This is a genomic window from Streptosporangium sp. NPDC023825 (assembly GCF_040639575.1).
In the GTDB taxonomy this organism is placed as follows: domain Bacteria; phylum Actinomycetota; class Actinomycetes; order Streptosporangiales; family Streptosporangiaceae; genus Streptosporangium.
This window is the reverse complement of sequence record NZ_JBFAAE010000103.1, coordinates 1-17628: the sequence shown is the minus strand read 5'-3', so window position 1 is coordinate 17628 and position 17628 is coordinate 1. Positions and strand designations below refer to the sequence as shown.

16 protein-coding genes and 1 pseudogene are annotated in these 17628 nt (G+C 72.4%); 6 read left to right on the top strand and 11 right to left on the bottom strand.

Going from position 1 to position 17628, the window contains the following annotated elements; all coding sequences use genetic code 11:
- Positions 1-258, bottom strand: a pseudogene (locus AB0G15_RS41810) (histidine kinase); the annotation flags it as partial.
- Between the two features lie 110 nt (positions 259-368).
- Complete coding sequence (locus AB0G15_RS41805) at positions 369-710, bottom strand: metalloregulator ArsR/SmtB family transcription factor (protein ID WP_362851096.1); 342 nt, start codon at positions 708-710, stop codon at positions 369-371.
- Positions 711-767: 57 nt separating this feature from the next.
- Here AB0G15_RS41805 and AB0G15_RS41800 point away from each other — a divergent pair, with 57 nt between their 5' ends.
- Positions 768-1874 carry an NAD(P)/FAD-dependent oxidoreductase gene (locus tag AB0G15_RS41800; RefSeq protein ID WP_362851095.1) on the top strand — a complete coding sequence of 369 codons (1107 nt, stop codon included), beginning with the start codon at positions 768-770 and terminating at the stop codon, positions 1872-1874.
- Positions 1875-2051: 177 nt separating this feature from the next.
- Here the strand turns inward: AB0G15_RS41800 and AB0G15_RS41795 are convergent, their stop codons facing one another.
- The 3 genes from AB0G15_RS41795 to AB0G15_RS41785 all read right to left on the bottom strand — a co-directional run bounded on the left by AB0G15_RS41795 (position 2052) and on the right by AB0G15_RS41785 (position 5191).
- Positions 2052-3761 (bottom strand): ABC-F family ATP-binding cassette domain-containing protein, encoded by a 1710-nt coding sequence (locus AB0G15_RS41795; protein WP_362851094.1) that lies wholly within the window; start codon positions 3759-3761, stop codon positions 2052-2054.
- Positions 3758-3979 (bottom strand): hypothetical protein, encoded by a 222-nt coding sequence (locus AB0G15_RS41790; protein WP_362851093.1) that lies wholly within the window; start codon positions 3977-3979, stop codon positions 3758-3760. Before AB0G15_RS41790 ends, AB0G15_RS41795 begins: the two co-directional genes overlap by 4 nt.
- Positions 3980-4240: 261 nt before the next feature.
- Entirely contained in the window at positions 4241-5191 is a 951-nt protein-coding gene (locus tag AB0G15_RS41785) for a PLP-dependent cysteine synthase family protein (RefSeq protein ID WP_362851092.1), read from the bottom strand.
- Between the two features lie 195 nt (positions 5192-5386).
- Here AB0G15_RS41785 and AB0G15_RS41780 point away from each other — a divergent pair, with 195 nt between their 5' ends.
- The gene (locus AB0G15_RS41780) at positions 5387-5992 is read left to right on the top strand and encodes a TetR family transcriptional regulator (protein ID WP_362851091.1); all 606 of its coding nucleotides are present in this window, start codon (positions 5387-5389) and stop codon (positions 5990-5992) included.
- A gap of 85 nt (positions 5993-6077) precedes the next feature.
- On the opposite strand, the gene AB0G15_RS41775 is transcribed toward AB0G15_RS41780, so the two are convergent.
- The gene (locus tag AB0G15_RS41775; protein ID WP_362851090.1) at positions 6078-7325 is read right to left on the bottom strand and encodes a phosphatase PAP2 family protein; all 1248 of its coding nucleotides are present in this window, start codon (positions 7323-7325) and stop codon (positions 6078-6080) included.
- Between the two features lie 228 nt (positions 7326-7553).
- The gene (locus AB0G15_RS41770; RefSeq protein ID WP_362851089.1) at positions 7554-7997 is read right to left on the bottom strand and encodes a hypothetical protein; all 444 of its coding nucleotides are present in this window, start codon (positions 7995-7997) and stop codon (positions 7554-7556) included.
- A 217-nt stretch (positions 7998-8214) separates the two neighbouring features.
- Between AB0G15_RS41770 and AB0G15_RS41765 the strand changes: the two genes are divergently transcribed.
- Positions 8215-9324 (top strand): aldo/keto reductase, encoded by a 1110-nt coding sequence (locus AB0G15_RS41765; protein ID WP_362851088.1) that lies wholly within the window; start codon positions 8215-8217, stop codon positions 9322-9324.
- A gap of 119 nt (positions 9325-9443) precedes the next feature.
- On the opposite strand, the gene tuf is transcribed toward AB0G15_RS41765, so the two are convergent.
- From tuf to AB0G15_RS41745, 4 genes are all read right to left on the bottom strand, one after another.
- Entirely contained in the window at positions 9444-10610 is a 1167-nt protein-coding gene (gene tuf, locus AB0G15_RS41760; protein ID WP_362851087.1) for an elongation factor Tu, read from the bottom strand.
- A gap of 317 nt (positions 10611-10927) precedes the next feature.
- Entirely contained in the window at positions 10928-11797 is an 870-nt protein-coding gene (locus AB0G15_RS41755; protein ID WP_362851086.1) for a hypothetical protein, read from the bottom strand.
- A 35-nt stretch (positions 11798-11832) separates the two neighbouring features.
- Positions 11833-13701, bottom strand: a complete 1869-nt coding sequence (locus tag AB0G15_RS41750; RefSeq protein ID WP_362851085.1) for an ABC transporter ATP-binding protein — start codon at positions 13699-13701, stop codon at positions 11833-11835.
- On the bottom strand, positions 13698-14720 hold the full coding sequence (locus AB0G15_RS41745; protein WP_362851084.1) for a radical SAM protein: 1023 nt from the start codon (positions 14718-14720) through the stop codon (positions 13698-13700). The genes AB0G15_RS41750 and AB0G15_RS41745 overlap by 4 nt, the downstream gene beginning before the upstream one ends.
- 403 nt (positions 14721-15123) lie before the next feature.
- On the opposite strand from AB0G15_RS41745, the gene lxmK reads away from it, so the two are divergent.
- From lxmK to AB0G15_RS41730, 3 genes are read left to right on the top strand one after another with little or no spacing between them, the layout of a single operon-like run.
- Positions 15124-16212 (top strand): class V lanthionine synthetase subunit LxmK, encoded by a 1089-nt coding sequence (gene lxmK, locus AB0G15_RS41740; RefSeq protein ID WP_362851083.1) that lies wholly within the window; start codon positions 15124-15126, stop codon positions 16210-16212.
- Entirely contained in the window at positions 16209-17264 is a 1056-nt protein-coding gene (locus AB0G15_RS41735; RefSeq protein WP_362851082.1) for a T3SS effector HopA1 family protein, read from the top strand. Before lxmK ends, AB0G15_RS41735 begins: the two co-directional genes overlap by 4 nt.
- 5 nt (positions 17265-17269) lie before the next feature.
- Positions 17270-17428 (top strand): hypothetical protein, encoded by a 159-nt coding sequence (locus AB0G15_RS41730; RefSeq protein ID WP_362851081.1) that lies wholly within the window; start codon positions 17270-17272, stop codon positions 17426-17428.
- The last annotated feature ends 200 nt before the right edge of the window (positions 17429-17628 follow it).

The window sequence follows — 17628 nt, the reverse complement described above, 5'->3', positions numbered from 1 at the left end:
GAACTGCAGCAGCGTGCTGTGATCCCCGGCCACGCCCAGCGCACCATAGGTGGCGTCCACCAGCCGGGTGGCGGTCTCCACGATCCGGCGCAGCACCGTCTCCAGGTCCAGATCGCTGCCCACCGCGACCACGGCCTCCAGCAAAGCGTGCACCCGGTCACGGGTGGCCAGCACCGCCTCCAGACGTCCCTGCAACTCCGACAGCAGTTCGTCCAGCCGCATGTTCGGGATCAGGGAACGCGGCTCCTTTTCTGTCATGGAGCGAAGTCTCGCATCCGGCTGAGCCGACGCCCACCCCACGCTGGAGATCGTCCACGTCCGTTGGTCGGAGGAATCGCCGAATCAGTGGGCCGACCTGTGGGTGAGGTTCACCCGCAGCCGGCACCCGGGGTGCGGGCGCCGGGCGGGCAGCAGGCCTGCAGGCCGGCCTGCAGATCGCTCAGTGCCTGGCCGATCCGGGCGGGGTCGGCCCGGTAGTAGACCGTCTTCCACTCCCGCCGGGCGCTCAGCACCCCGCCGTCGCGCAACGTCGCCAGATGGGTGGAGGCGGCCGACTGTGCCAGCGCCATCCGCTCGGCGACCTCGCCCACCGTCAGCTCGATCCCGCCGGAGAACAGCATCAGGATCTGCTGACGGGTGTCGCTGGCCATCGCCTTGAGAAAGCCGCGCGCGGCCTCGGTCAGCTCGATGCCGGTACTCCCCGTCTCCATGGGGACGACTCTACCCATCATATTGTCATTTCTTAATTTGACGATACGATGCGGCGCATGAACACCATCGTCGTCGGCGGCGGCCAAGCCGGCCTGGCCGCCACCCGAGCCCTTCTGGACGCCGGCCTGACTCCGACGCTCCTGGAGGCGACAGGCCAGGTCACCGGCTCCTGGAGGCGCTACTACGACAGCCTCACCCTGTTCTCGCCCGCCCGCTACAGCTCCCTGCCCGGCTTGGCCTTCGGCGGCGATCCCGACCGCTACCCGCACCGCGACGAGGTCGTCGACTACCTGACCCGCTACGCCCGCGATCTCGGCCGCGGGGGCGCCGAGATCCGCACCGGCGCCCGCGTCGTCGCCATCGAGCTCAACGGCCCTGCCGGTGCCCACCGCGGCGCCCGGGACGGTGGCGGTGGCTTCGCCGTACACCTCGCCGACGGCAGCACGCTGAACGCGCCCGCCGTGATCGCCGCCAGCGGATCGTTCGACCGCCCTCACCTGCCCCTCCTGCCGGGCCGCGACGGCTTCACCGGCGAGGTCCTGCACGCCGCCGCCTACACCAGCCCCCTGCCGTACGCGGGCCGGCGCGTCGTCGTGGTCGGCGCCGGCAACTCGGCCGTGCAGATCGCCTGCGAACTCGCCGAGACCAGCACGGTGACCCTGGCCACCCGCACGCCGATCCGCTTCGTCGACCAGCGCCCCCTGGGCAGGGACCTGCACTTCTGGTTCACCGTCACCGGCTTCGACCGTCTGCCCGCCCGCCTGGTCACCACCCCGCCCACCGTCCCCGTCCTGGACGAGGGCACCTACCGCCGGGCGCTGCGCGACGGCCCCCTGGAGCGGCGCCCGATGTTCACCCGCCTCGACGGCGACGACGTGGTGTGGGCCGACGGCAGCCGCGAACCCGTCGACGTCGTACTGCTGGCCACCGGATACCGGCCCAGCCTCGACTACCTCGACGGGCTCGGCGCCCTGGACGGGCGCGGCCACCCGCGCCATGACCGGGGCCTGTCCACCACCCATCCCGGGCTCGGCTTCCTCGGCCTGGAATGGCAGCGCACCCCCGCCTCCAACACCCTGCGCGGCGTGGGCCGCGACGCCCGCCACCTCACCCGCAAGCTCAAAGCCCACCTCGGCGCCCATCGCTTTCGGGCGGGCGTATGACGAAGGGCGCCTTCCCGGTTCTCCGCCGCCGAGAACGCCCCCCACCCCCGGGGCCGCGCCGGCCGCGATCTCCCGTCACGTCGGGAAGCGTGCACGGTTCCAGGCTGCAAACGCGACCCCGGGCGGACTCTCCCCGCCACCAGGGGGAATATCCGCTGCTTGCTGGATTTTTGGTGCTTAGCCGGGTGGGTCGGCGCGGAGCGCCGGAGCCCGTTCGTGAGACAGGCGGACATGACGGCCCCGCCAGCGTGAGCGTAGCCAGCGGTCGTGGCTGGCGATCACGATCGCGCCGGGGCCTTCGGCGCCCAGCATCTCCTCCAGCTCGTCGGACAGGAGGGGCGAGAGGTGGTTGGTGGGCTCGTCGAGCAGGAGCAGCTCGGGGGGATCGGCCACCAGCACTGCCAGGGCGAGCCGGCGGCGCTGGCCGACCGACAACTCCCCCACCCGCAGGTTCATGTCGCGCGCGCCGATCAGGCCGAGCGAGCGCAACGGCACGGCCTCGGCGCGCTCGGCGCCGAGCGCCAGTTCGTAGGTCTGTTCCACCGTGCGGTCGGGTCGTTCGAAGGTGGTGTCCTGGGTCAGCAGGCCGATGGTGAGTCCGTGCCTTCGCCGTATCCGTCCCTGCGCGTTCAGCCGTCCGGCCAGCACCGCCAGGAGTGTGGACTTGCCTGCTCCGTTGGGGCCGGTGATCAGCAGCCGCTCCCCCGGTGCCATGTCGAGCCGGTCGATGCGCAGACGTCCTGGCACCCGTACGTCGCGCAGGGACAGCAGGGTCCGGTCGTCGGGAGCGTGGGAGGCGGGGTCGCGCGAGGGGGTGGTACCGGGTTCGGCGATGTCGATGGCGTCGATGGCGTCGGTGCGGGTGGGCGGGGTCCGGGGGCGGAAGCGCAATGGCGGCGGCGGGGCGGGGAGCCGGTCGCGTTCCAGCTCGGCGAGCCGGCGGGCGGCGTCGCGCACTCGCCGCGAGATCTGTTTCTGTACGCGTCCGCCGGCGTGTCCGTATCCCATTTTCTCGTTGTCGCGTTTCAGCCCGTCCGTCGGTGTCCGGCGGGCCGTCACCGCGACGGCGCGGCGCAGTTCGTCGAGCTCTTCCTGTTCTTCGGTGTGGCGCCGTTCCCAGCGTTCGCGTTGCGCGTGTTTTTCCGCCAGGTAGGCGCTGTATCCGCCTCCGTATCGGACGGGGCCGTTCACCGCCGGGTCGAGGTCGATCAGGTCGGTGCAGACCGCGTCCAGGAAGGCCCGGTCGTGGCTCGCGACGATCACGACTCCTGTCATGTGGCGGAGTTGTTCCTGCACGAACATCGCGGCGGTGTCGTCGAGGTGGTTGGTGGGCTCGTCCAGGAGCAACGCGGCGGGCCGCCTGGTCAGCAGCGCGGCCAGGGCGAGTCGCCCGCGCTGGCCGCCGGACAGTGAGGTGAGGGTGCGGTCGTGCGGCAGGTCGCCGAGACCGAAGCGGTCGAGGACGATTTTCGCGCGGCGGTCGGCGTCCCAGGATTCGTGCCGTTGCGCCTGGTCGAGTCTGGCGCCGTAGGCGGTGAGCAGGGCGGCGTCGTGCGGGGCGTCGGTCAGTGCCCTGGCGAGGCGGTCGAGTTCGGCGAGATCGGTGCGGGCCTGGTGGAGGGCGTCGTCGAGGACGTCGGCGATCGTGGCCTGTGGGCCGAACGGCATCTCTTGGTGCAGGAAGCCGAGGTCGGCGGGCCGGGTGACGGTGCCGGAGTCGGGGGTGTCGGTTCCGGCCAGCAGCCGCAGCAGGGTGGATTTGCCCGCGCCGTTCTCACCGATCAGCCCGATCCGGTGGCCGGGAGCGGCGGTGAGGGAGACGCCGTCGAGTACGCGCCGGGTGCCGAGGGTCCGTACGAGATCGCGGGCGAGCAGTGCGTCACTCATCGGCGGGCCCGCCGGTCTTCGGTGGCCGCCCGCCGGCCGGTGTGGCCGCCTCGCGGGGGCCGGGGTTCTTCGCCGATCAGGTGTGGCGGGGTGGTGATGTCCGGGGCGTTGGAGGCGGCGAGGCCTGTGCGGCCACCGGCGGGGGCGGGCGTGTCGTCAGGCCGGGGGCCGGGGCGGGAGAAGGGCAGGCTGGAGCGGGTGGTGGAGGTGCGGGACATGCGGGAGACCTCGTGCGTACGTGGTCCGGGCGTGCCGGAGCCGCCCGGCGTCGGGACAGGGATTCAGGCGATGACGACCTGGCCACGTCGGCGGCCATGCGCGCCTGCCGGGGCTGATCGGTCTCCGGTATCACCCGGAGATGTCGTCGTCGCCTGCCATGTCCGGTCTCCTCGTTTCGGTCCTGGGCATTTTACATCGTTGCGGTCGTCCGTTGGCGGGGCCGGCCCCGTGCGAGGAGTCGCGCGGCGGGGTGTGCGGTGCTACTCGCCGAGGCCGAAGAGGTCGCCGCTGAGGTATTTGAGGCCGGTGTCGACGGCGACGGTCACCACCGAGCGGCCGGGGCCCAGTTCGCGGGCGAGTTCGAGCGCGCCCGCGACGTTCACCGCGGAGGAGGTGCCCGCGAACACCCCTTCGTGGCGTGCCAGCGGCAGGGCCAGGTCGCGTGCCCGATCTTCGTCGACGGTCCTGGCCTCGTCGTAGGCGTCGGAGGTGAGCAGGGGCGGGATCATGCCCGTGCCGATGCCCTCGACACGGTGCGGGCCGCCGTGGCCCCGGGTGAGGATCGGCGAGGTGGCGGGTTCGAGTGCGACGACGCGCGTGGGGTGGCCGCCGGAGCGCAGCGCGGCCGCGACGCCGGCCAGCATGCCTCCCGTGCCGACACCGGCGCAGAAGGCGTCCACCGTCGCTCCCCCGGCGGCGGCCTGGTCGAGGATCTCGCGGCCCATCCGCTCGTAACCGGCCAGGGCGTCGGCGTTGTTGAACTGGTCGGTCCACAAAGCGTCCTCCCGCTCGACGATCCGGCCGACCTCCTCTCGCATGCGGTCGAACAGGGAGGGGGTGATCTGCCCGCCCTCGCTGGGCAGCACGGTCAGGTCGGCGCCGAACGCGCGCATGGTGCGGAGTTTCTCGGGGGAGAACGCGTCCGAGGTCACGATCGACAGCGGGTAGCCCTTGACCGCGCAGACGAAGGCCAGCGAGGAACCGGTGCTGCCGCCGGTGAACTCCACCACGCGCCGGCCGGGCCGCAGCGCGCCGCTGCGTTCGGCTCCCTCGATGATGGCCAGCGCCATCCGGTCCTTGTAGCTGCCGGTGGGGTTGCCGCTCTCCAGTTTCACGAGGATCTGGGCGGCTCCCTGAGGCACGACGCGGCAGAGCCGTACCAGCGGGGTGTCTCCCACGGTGCCGGTGATGGATGAGATGGCCGATGGCATCGATGGGCTCCCGGGTTTCGTCGTCGTGGGCCTGGTTCGTCGTGGGCCTGGTTGTGGGCCTGTGGTGGGGGTCGCCGTGACGGGTCGCGAAACACCTTTCACAACGACGACGATCCCGCCCCGGTTCCGGGCCCGGTCGCCCGCCGCGAGACGCTCGCCATAAAATGAAGGGATAAGTCCAGCTCAGGGGGTGTCATGCGCTCGCTGACCCGCAAGGGAGCCGCGACGCGGCAGCGCGTTCTCGAGGGGGCGGCCGCGCACATCCGCGAGTACGGTGTGGCCGCCACGACCCTCGACGACGTGCTGGCCGTGACGGCGACGAGCAAGAGCCAGCTGTTTCACTACTTTCCCGGCGGGCGGGAGGAGTTGCTGCTGGCCGTGGCCCGTTTCGAGGCCGACCGCGTGCTGGAGGACCAGCGGCCCCAGCTCGGCGACCTCACCTCCTGGCCCGGCTGGCGGCTGTGGCGCGACAAGGTCGTCGAGCGCTACCGCAACCAGGGCCCCCGGTGCCCGCTCGGCTCCGTCGTGGCGCAGCTGGACGGCGGCACGCCCGGCGCCCAGGCCGTGGTCACCGAGCTGATGCACCGCTGGCAGGCCGAGATCGCCGCCGGGGTGCGGCACATGCAGGAGGCCGGGGAGATCGACCCGGGCCTGGACCCCGACCGGGCGGCGGCCGCCCTGCTCGCCGGCATCCAGGGGGGTGTTCTGATTCACATGTCCACCGGTCAGACGGCCCACCTGGAGGCCGCCCTGGACATGGGCATCGCCTACCTTCGCACCGCCGGGCCCCCGGCGCCGTAGCGGGCGGGAGCCCGGGCGTCGGTGAGCGGGGCCGGGCTCACGGGTTCACGGGTTTTCCGCGGCCGGGGATGTCGCCGCCGAGGATTCAGTTCACGGGCTTGAAGTAGTGCGCCCCCATGTACGCGCTCACCTGCTTGCCGATCACGGCCCCCTGCACGTCAGCCGAGCGGGTGTGGATGCCACCCCACACCCGGGCCTCGATGACCTCGGCGAGCGCCTGCGAGAAGCTGTGGTAGTACCTGGTGGCGCCCGCCTGGGGGCTGAACGCGCTGAAGGACAGGTCGTCGCGGCCGAAGAAGTGCGCCAGTGACGACATGCTCGCCCCGGTGGAACAGGTGTGCCCGGAGGTGAAGTCGGGATGCGGCGGCGTGTCGAGCAGGGGCTCCCAGCCGGAATCGGGCTTCGTGTCCGGATTTCCGTCGGTGCCGGCCTCCCGGATCGCGGTGATCGGCCGCCAGAAGTGCCAGGCCGCCTTCTCGCTGTTGCAGGCGATCGTGGCATCGGCCTTGGACAGATTCACCATCGCGTACATCCGCGCCGTCTGGAGCGTGCTGAGCCGCTGCGTCGTCGCGAGCTGGCGCTTGATCTCCCAGTCGCCGCCCCCGTCGCGGTCGTGCCACCAGATCGCGGCCTGCGTCTGGTCTTCGGTCCTGACCGTGCTGGTCTTCGAGCCGATCTCCTTGACCTCGTTGATGTCCTTGGCATAGCGCCTGCTGGTGAGCGCCGGCGGGCCGGAGGTGCGGAACATGGACCCGCTGGGGATGAGGAACGGCTTGAGGTGAGCGATCCAGGCGCCGCTCGAGGCGAAGGCGGGAGGCGTCGGCCGCCATTGGCCGGGCTTGGTGCCCACGGCCCAGGTCTGGTCGCCGTAGGCCCCGTCGTTCTTCCGCGCCGCGATCATCGCCGAGGCGGCCTGATCGCCGACCGCGATGCCACGCTGCTTGGGGCCGCCGGCCGGAATCCCGGCCAGCGCCTCGTCGTACTGCGTCGTCAGCCTCTCCCGCTGGTCGGGGAACAGCGCGCTCAGCACCCGGTAGGCGGCGCTCGCCACGGCCGCGTCCGTCGACGCGGCCCCCTTGACGCGAGGCGCGGTCAGATACGGCTGGTACGGAGTGCCCGCGATCGCGTTCACCGCGTCGTAGACGGCCCCGTGCACCATGGCAGCGCTGCGGGACTGCTCCGGCGGCTGCTGCCGGGCGACGTCCCACATGGCGATCTGGGCGTTCCTGTCCCAGACGACGACGGGGTTGGCCCGCGGCGCCCCGTCCGACGCGTACGCAACCGACGAACCCAGGCAGATCGGCGCCCCGGCAACGATTCCCGCGATGGCCACCCTGACGGCTTTCCGGCGTAAACCGGCGGTCGACCTTGCATCGCTTGAGGAAGCCATGCGAGCAAAGTACTACGCCGACCCCACCCCTCCCAGCAGCCCGACGACCGAATAATCCGTAAAAATCAGGCCAAAAGCGATCTTCTCCCTTGCCTCCGGTGACGCCGGTCCGAGCACGCGGGCGATCGAGCAGGTCTGGCCGCGAGCGGATGAGGGCGATCGACGCCGGGTTTACCCGTGCTCGCCCGTCCGGGGGGCGGCGTAGACCTCGCGCCAGTGCTCGGCCGAGCGGACCAGGTCTTCTCCGACGCGGGTGAGGAACTGGCCCATGTTCTCCAGCCGTACGCCGGCGGGGGTGGCCGGGCCGAGGGTGCGGGCGCTTTGCCGGGCGGTGTCGGCGAGCAGGGCGTTGGCGCGGGCGCTGGCCACCATGGCCTGGTACCAGACGTCGTCGTCGATGACGTACCGCTCGGCCCGGCTGCGGGGGTCGCGTTCGCGCCGGACGAGTTCCTGGGCTTCGAGGTAGCCGACCGCTTTGGAGATCGAGGCCGGGCTGACCTGAAGGCGGGGTCCTCGCCGCCGCGGTCCGCGCCGGGCGGGGCCGGTGAGGGGCGGCCGGGCCGTGGCGTTTCGACCCCATATTTTGGACTTGACAGTCCATTTTTTCGTCCGCAAGCTGATGACTGGACCGCACGGTTCAGAAGGGACGTGCCTCCGGCTGCCGCCCCGGCCCGCCTGGTCCGCCCGGACCGCCCGGGCAGGCGTCGCGGCCGCGCAGGATCACCCGCCCTTGACATCGACTCCCTCCGGGAGACACCCGGGCCCCGCCCGCTCGCAGGAGCCGGGACGGACCGGTCTGCCGGGCTCCGCCCACGAACGGAAGTGACACCTCATGGCTTTGGATCACTACTACCTGCTCGGACGTTCCGGGCTGCGCGTCAGCCGGCTGGCCCTGGGCACGATGAACTTCGGCACCGGCGGTTTCCACGCCGCGTACGGCAAGACCGAGCAGGAGTCCGGCGCCATCTTCCACCGCTACCTCGAGGCGGGCGGCAACTTCGTCGACACCGCCGACTTCTACACCGCGGGCGAGAGCGAGACCATCCTCGGCGACCTCATCGCCACCGCCAAGGTGCGCGACAGGGTGGTGCTCACCACCAAGTTCACCAACAGCGTCGACCCCAAGGACCCGAACGCCGGGGGCAACGGCCGCAAGCACATGATCAGAGCGGTCGAGGCGTCGCTGCGCCGCCTGCGCACCGACTACATCGACCTGTTCATGCTGCACACCTGGGACCGGATCACTCCCGTCGAGGAGGTCATGCGCACCCTCGACGACCTCACCAGGGCCGGAAAGATCCGCTACGCGGGCCTGTCGGACGTGCCGAGCTGGTACGCGGCCCGGGCCCAGACCTACGCCGAGGCCCACTCCCTGGAGCCGGTGATCAGCCTGCAGCTGCCCTACTCCCTCATCGACCGGGCGATCGAGACCGAGCACGTGCCGATGGGGCAGAGCCTGGGGCTCGGCATCACCGCGTGGAGCCCGCTCGGCGGCGGCTTCCTCACCGGCAAGTACCGTCACGCCGACCAGGGCCTGACCGGTGAGGGCCGGCTCACCGGCGCGGGCTCGCCCGGGCAGCCGCGGACCGAGCGGGACTGGCGGCTGCTGGCCACGCTCGAGAACGTCGCCGACAAGCTCGGGCTGACGATGGCCCAGGTCGCGCTCAACTGGGTCGCCACCCAGCCCGGGGTCGCCGCCGCCATCGTCGGGGCGAGCAACACCGGCCAGCTCGACACCACCTTGACCGCACTCGACGTCGAGCTGCCGGCCGAACTGCGCGCCCAGCTCGACGAGGCGAGCTCCGTGCCCCCCGCGTCGGTCTACCAGATGTTCACCCCCGCCTATCAGAGCTGGCTGGTCAGCCCCGGCCTCAAGGTCGGCGACAAGCCCGCCGAGTACGCCCCGGTCGTGCGGAACTGGACGCCCGAAGCCGGCGGCTGAGAGACGCCGCCCGCCACGGCGATCCCCCGGTGCCCCCGGCGCGGGCCCGCGCCGGGGGTGAGGGCCGGATGCCCGCGTGGGACGGGCGGGCCCGTCCCACGCGGTGCGGCGGCGAGCGGTCAGTCCGCCACGGTCAGGACCGTGCCGGCGCCGACCGTGAGCCCGCCCTCGCGGATCGCGAAGCCGAGCCCCGGCTCGAGCGCCACCGCCCTGCCCAGCTCCACCGACACCTGCACGGTGTCGCCGGGCCGGGCCGGCGAGGGCAGCGTCAGCTCACCCGGCACGTCGGTGGTGCGCAGGTAGAACTGCGGCCGGTAACCGGAGGCGATCGGCCGGCGCCGCCCGCCCTCCTCCGACGTCAGGAGGTACAGCCTGGCGGTGAACGACCGGCGGGCCTGCTGGCTGCCCGGGGCCGCCAGCACCATTCCGCGCCGCACCTGCTCACGCCTGACCCCGCGCAGCAGCACGGCGGCGTTGTCGCCCGCCTCGCCCCGCTCCATCGTCTTGCCGAACGTCTCCACCCCGGTGACCACCGCGCCGAACCCGTCGCCGAGCCCGACGGCCTCCACCGGGTCGCCCACGCGCACGGTGCCCCGCTCGATGGCGCCGGTGACGACCGTGCCCCGGCCGCTCACCGTGAGCACGTTCTCCACCGGCATCAGGAACGGCGCGTCCACGTACCTGACCGGCACGGGGATGTGCTCGTCCACCGCCGCCAGCAGCGCCTGGACCGACGCCGTCCACCCGGGGTCGCCCTCCAGCGCCCGCAGCCCCGACACCCGCACCATCGGCACGTCGTGGTAGCCGTGCTCGGCGAGCAGATCCTGCAGCTCCAGCTCGACCAGGTCGGCCAGCTCGGGGTCGGCGCCGTCGGCCTTGTTGACCGCGACGACCAGGTGCTCCACGCCCACCCGCCGGGCGAGCAGGACGTGCTCCCTGGTCTGCGGCATGATGCCGTCCCGGGCGGACACGACGAGGATCGCGCCGTCGAGCTGCGCCGCCCCCGTGATCATGTTCTTCACGTAGTCGGCGTGGCCCGGCATGTCCACGTGGGCGTAGTGCCTGGTGGCGGTCTCGTACTCGACGTGCGAGATGTTGATCGTGATGCCCCGCAGGTGCTCCTCGGGGGTACGGTCGATCCGCTCGAACGGCGTGTAGGTGGCCTGCCCGCGCTCGGCGAGCACCTTGGTGATCGCGGCGGTCAGCGTGGTCTTGCCGTGGTCGACATGTCCCATCGTGCCGATGTTGAGGTGCGGCTTGTTGCGCACGTAGGCCTGCTTGGCCATGATGTCTCTTCCTTCGCACTGCCTGGATCCGTGGTGACCCGTCACGGGCCGGCTACCTCCCCCCGCCGGGTCACCTCGGGACTCACGGGAAGAGGTCAGCGCTCCAGGCCGTCGCGGACACGCTCGAGGGCACCCGCGGCGGCGGGTGTCACGAGGCGAGCGTGCCGGGACATGATGACCATAGTGACCGCCTCAGCAGCGGCGCACAACGAATTATTCCCCGCCCTCCGGGGGCGGACAGCGATCTTCAGTGGCTGCCGAGGTCGTGTCCCCGCCGCCGGCATCCGGTCCTCCCCCGAGGCCCGCATGTCGCCGGGCTAGGAGCGGCGCGGCTCGTAGTTCTGGAACTCGACCAGGTGGATGTCGCTCTGCTCCAGCAGGGGCACCCCGCTGCTGGAGTCCAGCACCACCCTGCGGCCCAGGGGCTCGCGCAGCGTGACACCGATCCGGTCGATTTTCCCCATATCGGTGCAGAATTCCACGTCGTCTCGCCGGACATCGACGTCCACGACCACCGTTCGGGGTGTCTCGTGGACGCGTGAGCCGTACGTCGTGTCGCAGGTGCCGTGCAGGTAGCTCAACCGAAGTTCGGTCGGGGCGCGCACCTCGTAGGTGCGCACCTCCTGAATCCCGTCGTCCGGTGGCCGCGGCGGCCCGCCCATCGCGGCCGGGTCCACCGCGACCCGCCGAAACGGCTTCGGCACGCCCCGCACGGTGAAGTCCCACGTGGGCACCCGCACGTCTCCCCTGCTGCTGGGCATCGTGGCCTCGCCCCGCGCCACCGCGATCACGCGCAGAGGCCGGCACCCCTTGCCGGCGGGGCACTCCTCGTCGACGAAGGACTTGGGCCTGCTGAGCCCGGCGTAGGCGGCCGTGGCCGTCAGGACCGGCACGCTCAGCGTGCTCCCGTCGTTCCAGCGCAGCTCGGCCGGGGCAGGCGTCTCCGCCGAGAGCTCGCTCTCCAGCTTCCAGGCGCTGTTGATCATGCTCCGTCCGACCCACCGGGGCGTGCGCTCCCAATCGGGTTCCACGGTCAGGTTCCGCAGCGGGACGAACCCCGAGATCCAGGGCTCACGCTTCGCCGAGCTCTGCCAGCGTTCGGCGACCTCACGGGCTCGGTCGGTGAATTCGCCGTCAGTGACCGGTGCCCGCGCGGAACCGCAGGCCGCCACGAGCACGAGGAGCACTACGACTGGAAATATCCGCATATCCAGTAGACGCATCAGCGGGCGGCGCGGTTCGTCGTCCATCGCCCCACGGGAGCCTGGCGAGCCCCGGTTGCCGGGAAAGCGATGCAATCGCGATCTACTGCGATTTGTCGGTCGACGGTGTCACCGACACCGTCCGCGCCGCCGGCGAGGAACTGGGTGGCGGCGAGCTCGCGGTAGAGGTCGTCGGTGCCGAGCAGGTCGGCGTGGGTACCGGTGGCCCTGACCCGGCCGCCCTCCATCACCACGATCTGGTCGGCGCCGGCCACCGTGGACAGCCGGTGGGCGATCACCAGCACGGTGGTCTCCGAGGACACCTCGGCGATCACCTCCCGCAGCAGCAGCTCGTTGACCGCGTCGAGCTGGGAGGTGGCCTCGTCCAGCAGGAGCAGGCGGGGGCGGCGCAGCAGCGCCCGCGCGATGGCCACCCGCTGGCGCTCGCCTCCGGAGAGCATGACGCCGCGATGACCCACCTCGCTGTCCAGCCCCGCCGGGAGCCGCGCGACCAGCTCCTCCAGCCGCGTCAGCCGGAGCACCCGCCCGATGGCCTCGTCCGAGGCGTGCGGCGCCGCCAGGACCAGGTTCTGCCGGAGCGTGCCGTCCAGCACCGGCGCGTCCTGCTCCACGTAGCCGAGGGCGGCGCGCAGCTCGGCCGGCCGCCACTGCCGGATGTCGCGCCCGTCGACGCTGATCTCGCCGCCCTGGCGTTCGTAGAACCGCTCCAGCAGGGCGAAGACCGTGGACTTGCCCGCCCCCGAGGGGCCGACCAGCGCCGTCACGCCGCCTGCCGGGACGGCGAAGGACACCTCGTGGTGCGCCGGCGGGCGGCCGCCGCCGTAGCCGAAGGCCACGTTCTCGAACCTCACGCCGGCCGGCGCCGCCTGCGCCCGGTCCGTGCCGCCCGGGTCCGGCGGTGAGGTCTCCTCCGCCGGGAGGTCCTCGATCTCCCGGATCCGGCTGAGCGCCGCCAGGCCGCCCTGCACCCGGGTGAGTCCCTGCAGCAGCTGGGCGATCGGCGCGACCAGGTAGAACAGGTAGAGCAGGAAGGCCACCAGCGACGACACCTGCAGGGCCCCGGAGGCGACCCGGGCCCCGCCGACGCCGAGCACCGCCACGAAGGTGAGCTGGGCGGCGCCCCAGGAGGCGGTGCCCGCGACGGAGGTCCACCAGGCGACGGCGACACCGCGGTCGCGGGCCCGGCGGGCCGCGCCGGCCACCGCGTCGATCTCCCGCTGCTCGGCGCCGGCGGCCTTGACCGTGCGGAAGGCCTGCAGCACCCGGTCCAGCGCCGCGCCCATCTCCCCCACCGACTCCTGCGCCTGGACCGAGGCCCGCCGGATCCGCGGCATGACCAGGCCCACCAGCCCGCCGACCAGGACGAGCACGCCCACGGTGACCAGCAGCAGCGGCCCGTCCATGAGCGCCATCATCACCACGGCGCCCACCAGCATGAACACCGCGGTGACCGACTCGACGATCCCGTCGGTGAACACCGCGCGCAGCAAGGTGGTGTCGGAGGTGACGCGAGACAGCAGGTCGCCGGGCTTGAGCCGGTCCACCTCGCAGACGGGCAGACGCAGCATCCGGTCCACCAGGTCGCGCCGGGCGCGGTAGACGATGCCCTCTCCCATCCGCTCCAGCACGTACCTGCCCAGCGCGCCGGCGAGCGCGCCTGCCGCGAGCACGACCACGGTCAGGCCCAGCAGCGGCCCGGCCGGCGAGCGCTGCGCGCCGAACGCCTCGACCGCCGTCTTGGCCAGCAGCGGCATCGCCAGCCCGGCCAGCGAGCCGGCCAGGGTGAGTGCCCCGCCGAGCGCCAGCAGGCCGCGGTGGGGCCGCAGGTGGTCCAGCAGCGGCCGCCAGGAACCGTGCGCGCGGCTCATGCCGGGGCGGGAGCGAGGTAGGCCGGGCGAAGGGCTATGCGGCGGCGGACCTCCTCGGATCCGAAGTGGTGGTCCAGGCGCCGGGTCGCCTCGGCCCAGTCGCGCATCGAGCGGATCGAGGACAGGGTCTCCACCACGAAGGGGTCGCGCCAGCGTTCGATCGAGCGCTGCCACAGGGTGAGGGGATCGTCGGCCAGCAGGCTCCCCACGGTCCCTTCGTAGATGGGCATCGCCCGCACCTGCCCGTCGGGCTCCACCTGCATCATCGGGAAGCCGTAGCGCGCGATCATGTCGGGGTTCATCTGCAGCAGGAAGTTGTCGGTCGTCATCACCTGCACCGAGGGCGGCGCCAGGGATCGCAGGTGCGTGACGCGCTCGGGGCTCGCCAGCGTGCTCAGTTCCCGTTCGGTGAGCAGCTCGCCCTCGAAGCCGGGCCTGCTGGCCAGCCCGGACGGCAGCACGGCGCCGAAGATGAGGAACGCCATGTTCGCGAAGCGGGGGGCGACGGCGGTGCAGAACTCCTCCATCTGGTGGAGGTTGCCGCGGGTGACCACGCAGTCGATGCCGAACCTGACCTCGTGGTGCGGGGCGACCTCGTCGAGGATGGCCAGCGCCCGCATCGCCCGCTCGAACGAGCCGGCCCGCCCGCGGATGCCGTCGTGGACCTCGGCGCTGGCCCCGTCGACGCTCACGGTGATCCGGGAGAAGACCCGGACGGCGTCCCGGGCCGCCCGCGGGGTGAAGGTCCAGCCGCCGGTGTAGAGGTTGACGGCGATGCCGGCCTGCCTGATGCGCTCGGCGACGTCGAAGATCCCCCGTACCAGCAGCGGTTCGCCGCCGGCGAACTCCACCGACTCCGGGCCCAGGGCGACGATCGCGTCGGCGACCCGGAGCATCTCGTCGTGGCCCAGCTGGCGAGAGGGCCGCCTGCCCGACTCGGAGTAACAGTGCGTGCATCGCAGGGGGCAGGCATAGGTGACGTCCCAGGTGACGGTACCGGGCCCTTTGAGGCTGCTCATGGCATTCCCTTCAACGCCTGACGGTCGGTGGGCGCCAGCATGCAAGGCGCTACTTGTGCCGCACTTGGAAGCGGCTGGAGCGTGTCCCCAAGCGCGCGGGGCGCCCGCCCCCACCCGCCGCGAACCCCTCAGAAACGCTGTGACCTGTGCAAACAACGGTGCCGACGCTCACAGTGCCGGCGGGCGCCGTCCTCGCCACCTGCGCCTGCAGTCGCCTCCAAGCGCGGCGCAAGTAGCGCCTTGCATGCTCTGAACCGCGGTCAGCCGGACACGGTCCGACGTCACGTTCGGACGTCGTGTCCGATCCGGGATCGCGGACGTCCGTTCCGACGACGGGGAGACGCAACCATGCACGACGAACGCGTACCGGCCGCGCACGCGGCCCTTGTCCCAGGAGCCGGCGATGGCGGTGCGTGAGCGGCTGACGCTGGAGCCGGTACCGCTGGAGCAGGTGCCCGAGGTCACCGGCTTCCTCACCGAGCTCGGCCTGGGAGCGCTGCGGCAGGACGCGATCACCGCGTTCTTCGGCCGCAACGACAGCTGGGCGGGGGTGACCGACACCGGCGTCCCGGTCTTCGTCAAGAAGACCCTCGGCGAGGCGGACCTGGTCCGGCTCAGGGTGGAGCGGACCAGGGCGATGAGCGCGCTGCTCGACGGACACCAGGCGATCAACGCGCCCCGGTTCCTGGGCGGCGACGCCGAATCCGGCCTGGTGGCCTTCACCCTGCTGCAGGACGCCCGCAGCGGAGCCGACCTCGCCTCCGACGACGACTTCACCTGGGAGCTGGCCCGCTCGGCCGGCCTGCAGATCGGAACGCTCCACACCCTCCAGGCGCCGCCGGTGGTGGCCCAGGACACCTCGCCGCCGCCGGTCCCGCCGCTCGGCCGCCTGTCGGCTCTCCCGCTGAGCGTCTACGCGGCCGCGAGCGGCGCCGAGCTGGAGGCGTGGGCGATCCTGCACAACGACCCCGCGATCGTCGAGGCGATCGGCGAGCTGGCGCGGTGGGAGCGGAGCGCCCCCCGCGTCCCGGTGCACTGCGACATCCGGCTCGACCAGTTCCTGCACCACGACGACACCCTCTACCTGACCGACTGGGAGGAGGCCAGGGCGGCCGACGCCGCGCGCGACGTGGGAGCCTTCGCCGGCGAATGGCTCTACCGGGGCGTGCTCGGCATGGCCGGCGGCGACGACACCCCGAACGAGCGCGAGGTCGTCGCCAACGGCACCCGCCGCTTCGAGGCCCTGCGGCCCTGCGTCGAGTCCTTCTGGTCGGGCTACCTGCAGGCCAGGCCCGCGGCGCGCTCGGACCGCGAGCTGGCGGCCAGGGCGGCGGGTTTCGCCGGCTGGCATCTGATCGACCGGCTCATCGTGGCCGGCCACCGACGCGGGCGGCTGTCACCCCTGGAACGCGCCGCGGCCGGCGTCGGGCGCAGGCTCCTGCTCGACCCCGCCGCCTTCACCACCATCCTGGGCCTTGGAGACGGACGATGACGCGGGCACTGATGCGGGCACTGGAGCGGGTACGCGTCGGCGCGGACCTGACCTCGGCCACCGTGGACGGCCGGGAGATCACCGCCGGCGGCCCCAAGGCCCTGCGCAAGGTGCTCGCCGACGCGCTGTACGAGGCCTTCCACACCGGCCGTGACCCGCACAGGGAGCAGCCGCGCAGGCCACCGCACGACCCCGGCTTCGAGCAGGCGCTTCGCGCGATGGTCCCGCACGACAGCACCCGCGTCCTGGCCACGGTGGAGCCCGGCTCGCCGGCGGTGGTCCGGCTGAACGGCGTGCGCGTGCTGATCCCGCAGGACCGGATCGGCGCCGAGGCTCGCACCGGGACCCGCGACCAGACCCGCACCGAGACCGGCGGCGAGACCCGTACCGAGACCGGGACCGGCGGCGAGGCCGGCGGGGGGCTGTCGCGCTGGGTCACCCTGCCGGCGGTGTTGCCGGCACTGTCGCCCGGATTCCTGCTCGTCAACGGATCGCAGGGCCACGGCATGCAGGAGGGCGCCTGCGTGCGGGTGTACGCCGGAGTCCGGACGCCCGACGCGGCCCCCGGACTGTGGGGCGCGATGCTGGCGCGGCTGGAGGAGCTGCGGCTGCCCTACCGGGCCAAGGTGCTCTCGGCCCGCGACCACTACCCCCGCCGCGACAGCGTCGTCGTCTATCTGGGGTGGCGCTCCTGGCACGCCGCCCCGGACGTCGCCGCGGCCGCGGCCGCCGCCGGCGGGCTGCGCGAGGACCTGTCCCTCTACGTCGCCGCGCTCGGCCGCGGCGTCGGCTGGGCCTGGGAGCCGCACGACCTCCGGCCGGGGATGCGCGGGCTGAGCTTCGGCGAGCACCGCTCCCAGGCCGTCGCCGCCGGGCTGGTGGCCTGCGCCGGGCAGGGCGGCGACCGGGAGCAGGCGGTGACCGAGGCGATGCGGGCCGCCGGGGCGATGCCCGGCGCGGTGCACCGCAACCTCGCCTCACCGCCGCTTCCCTTCGAGACCACCGGACCCGAACCCGGGTCCGGAACCCGCGAGACCCAGGAAAGGAGGTGAACACCATGTCCACCGAGATTCTGATGGAGGGCGCCGACGCCTACACCTCGCTCGCCGAGGTCGCGACGGTCCCCGGCGGCGACAGCCTCGAGGCCTTCCCGCCCAACAGCTGGCTCACCAGCCCGCTGTGCAGCATCGCCTACACCATCCAGTCCGGCTGCTGACGAAACCGCGTGGCGGCCTCGCGACACGTGCGGCCACGCCACGACCCCGCATTCACCTGAGAGCAACCCGAGAACAACAAGGAGAACACCATGTCCACGGAAATCCTGATGGAGGGCGCCGACGCCTACACCTCGCTCGCCGAGGTCGCGACGGTCCCCGGCGGCGACAGCCTCGAGGCCTTCCCGCCCAACAGCTGGCT

Excerpts from the sequence above, each read along its gene's own strand:
- lxmK (WP_362851083.1), top strand. The coding sequence starts at position 15,124 with ATGGCGGTGCGTGAGCGGCTGACGCTGGAGCCGGTACCGCTGGAGCAG.
- AB0G15_RS41765 (WP_362851088.1), top strand. The coding sequence starts at position 8,215 with ATGGCTTTGGATCACTACTACCTGCTCGGACGTTCCGGGCTGCGCGTC.
- AB0G15_RS41805 (WP_362851096.1), bottom strand. The coding sequence starts at position 710 with ATGGAGACGGGGAGTACCGGCATCGAGCTGACCGAGGCCGCGCGCGGC.
- tuf (WP_362851087.1), bottom strand. The coding sequence starts at position 10,610 with ATGGCCAAGCAGGCCTACGTGCGCAACAAGCCGCACCTCAACATCGGC.
- AB0G15_RS41800 (WP_362851095.1), top strand. The coding sequence starts at position 768 with ATGAACACCATCGTCGTCGGCGGCGGCCAAGCCGGCCTGGCCGCCACC.
- AB0G15_RS41730 (WP_362851081.1), top strand. The coding sequence starts at position 17,270 with ATGTCCACCGAGATTCTGATGGAGGGCGCCGACGCCTACACCTCGCTC.
- AB0G15_RS41795 (WP_362851094.1), bottom strand. The coding sequence starts at position 3,761 with ATGAGTGACGCACTGCTCGCCCGCGATCTCGTACGGACCCTCGGCACC.
- AB0G15_RS41780 (WP_362851091.1), top strand. The coding sequence starts at position 5,387 with ATGCGCTCGCTGACCCGCAAGGGAGCCGCGACGCGGCAGCGCGTTCTC.
- AB0G15_RS41750 (WP_362851085.1), bottom strand. The coding sequence starts at position 13,701 with ATGAGCCGCGCGCACGGTTCCTGGCGGCCGCTGCTGGACCACCTGCGG.
- AB0G15_RS41735 (WP_362851082.1), top strand. The coding sequence starts at position 16,209 with ATGACGCGGGCACTGATGCGGGCACTGGAGCGGGTACGCGTCGGCGCG.
- AB0G15_RS41790 (WP_362851093.1), bottom strand. The coding sequence starts at position 3,979 with ATGTCCCGCACCTCCACCACCCGCTCCAGCCTGCCCTTCTCCCGCCCC.
- AB0G15_RS41745 (WP_362851084.1), bottom strand. The coding sequence starts at position 14,720 with ATGAGCAGCCTCAAAGGGCCCGGTACCGTCACCTGGGACGTCACCTAT.
- AB0G15_RS41785 (WP_362851092.1), bottom strand. The coding sequence starts at position 5,191 with ATGCCATCGGCCATCTCATCCATCACCGGCACCGTGGGAGACACCCCG.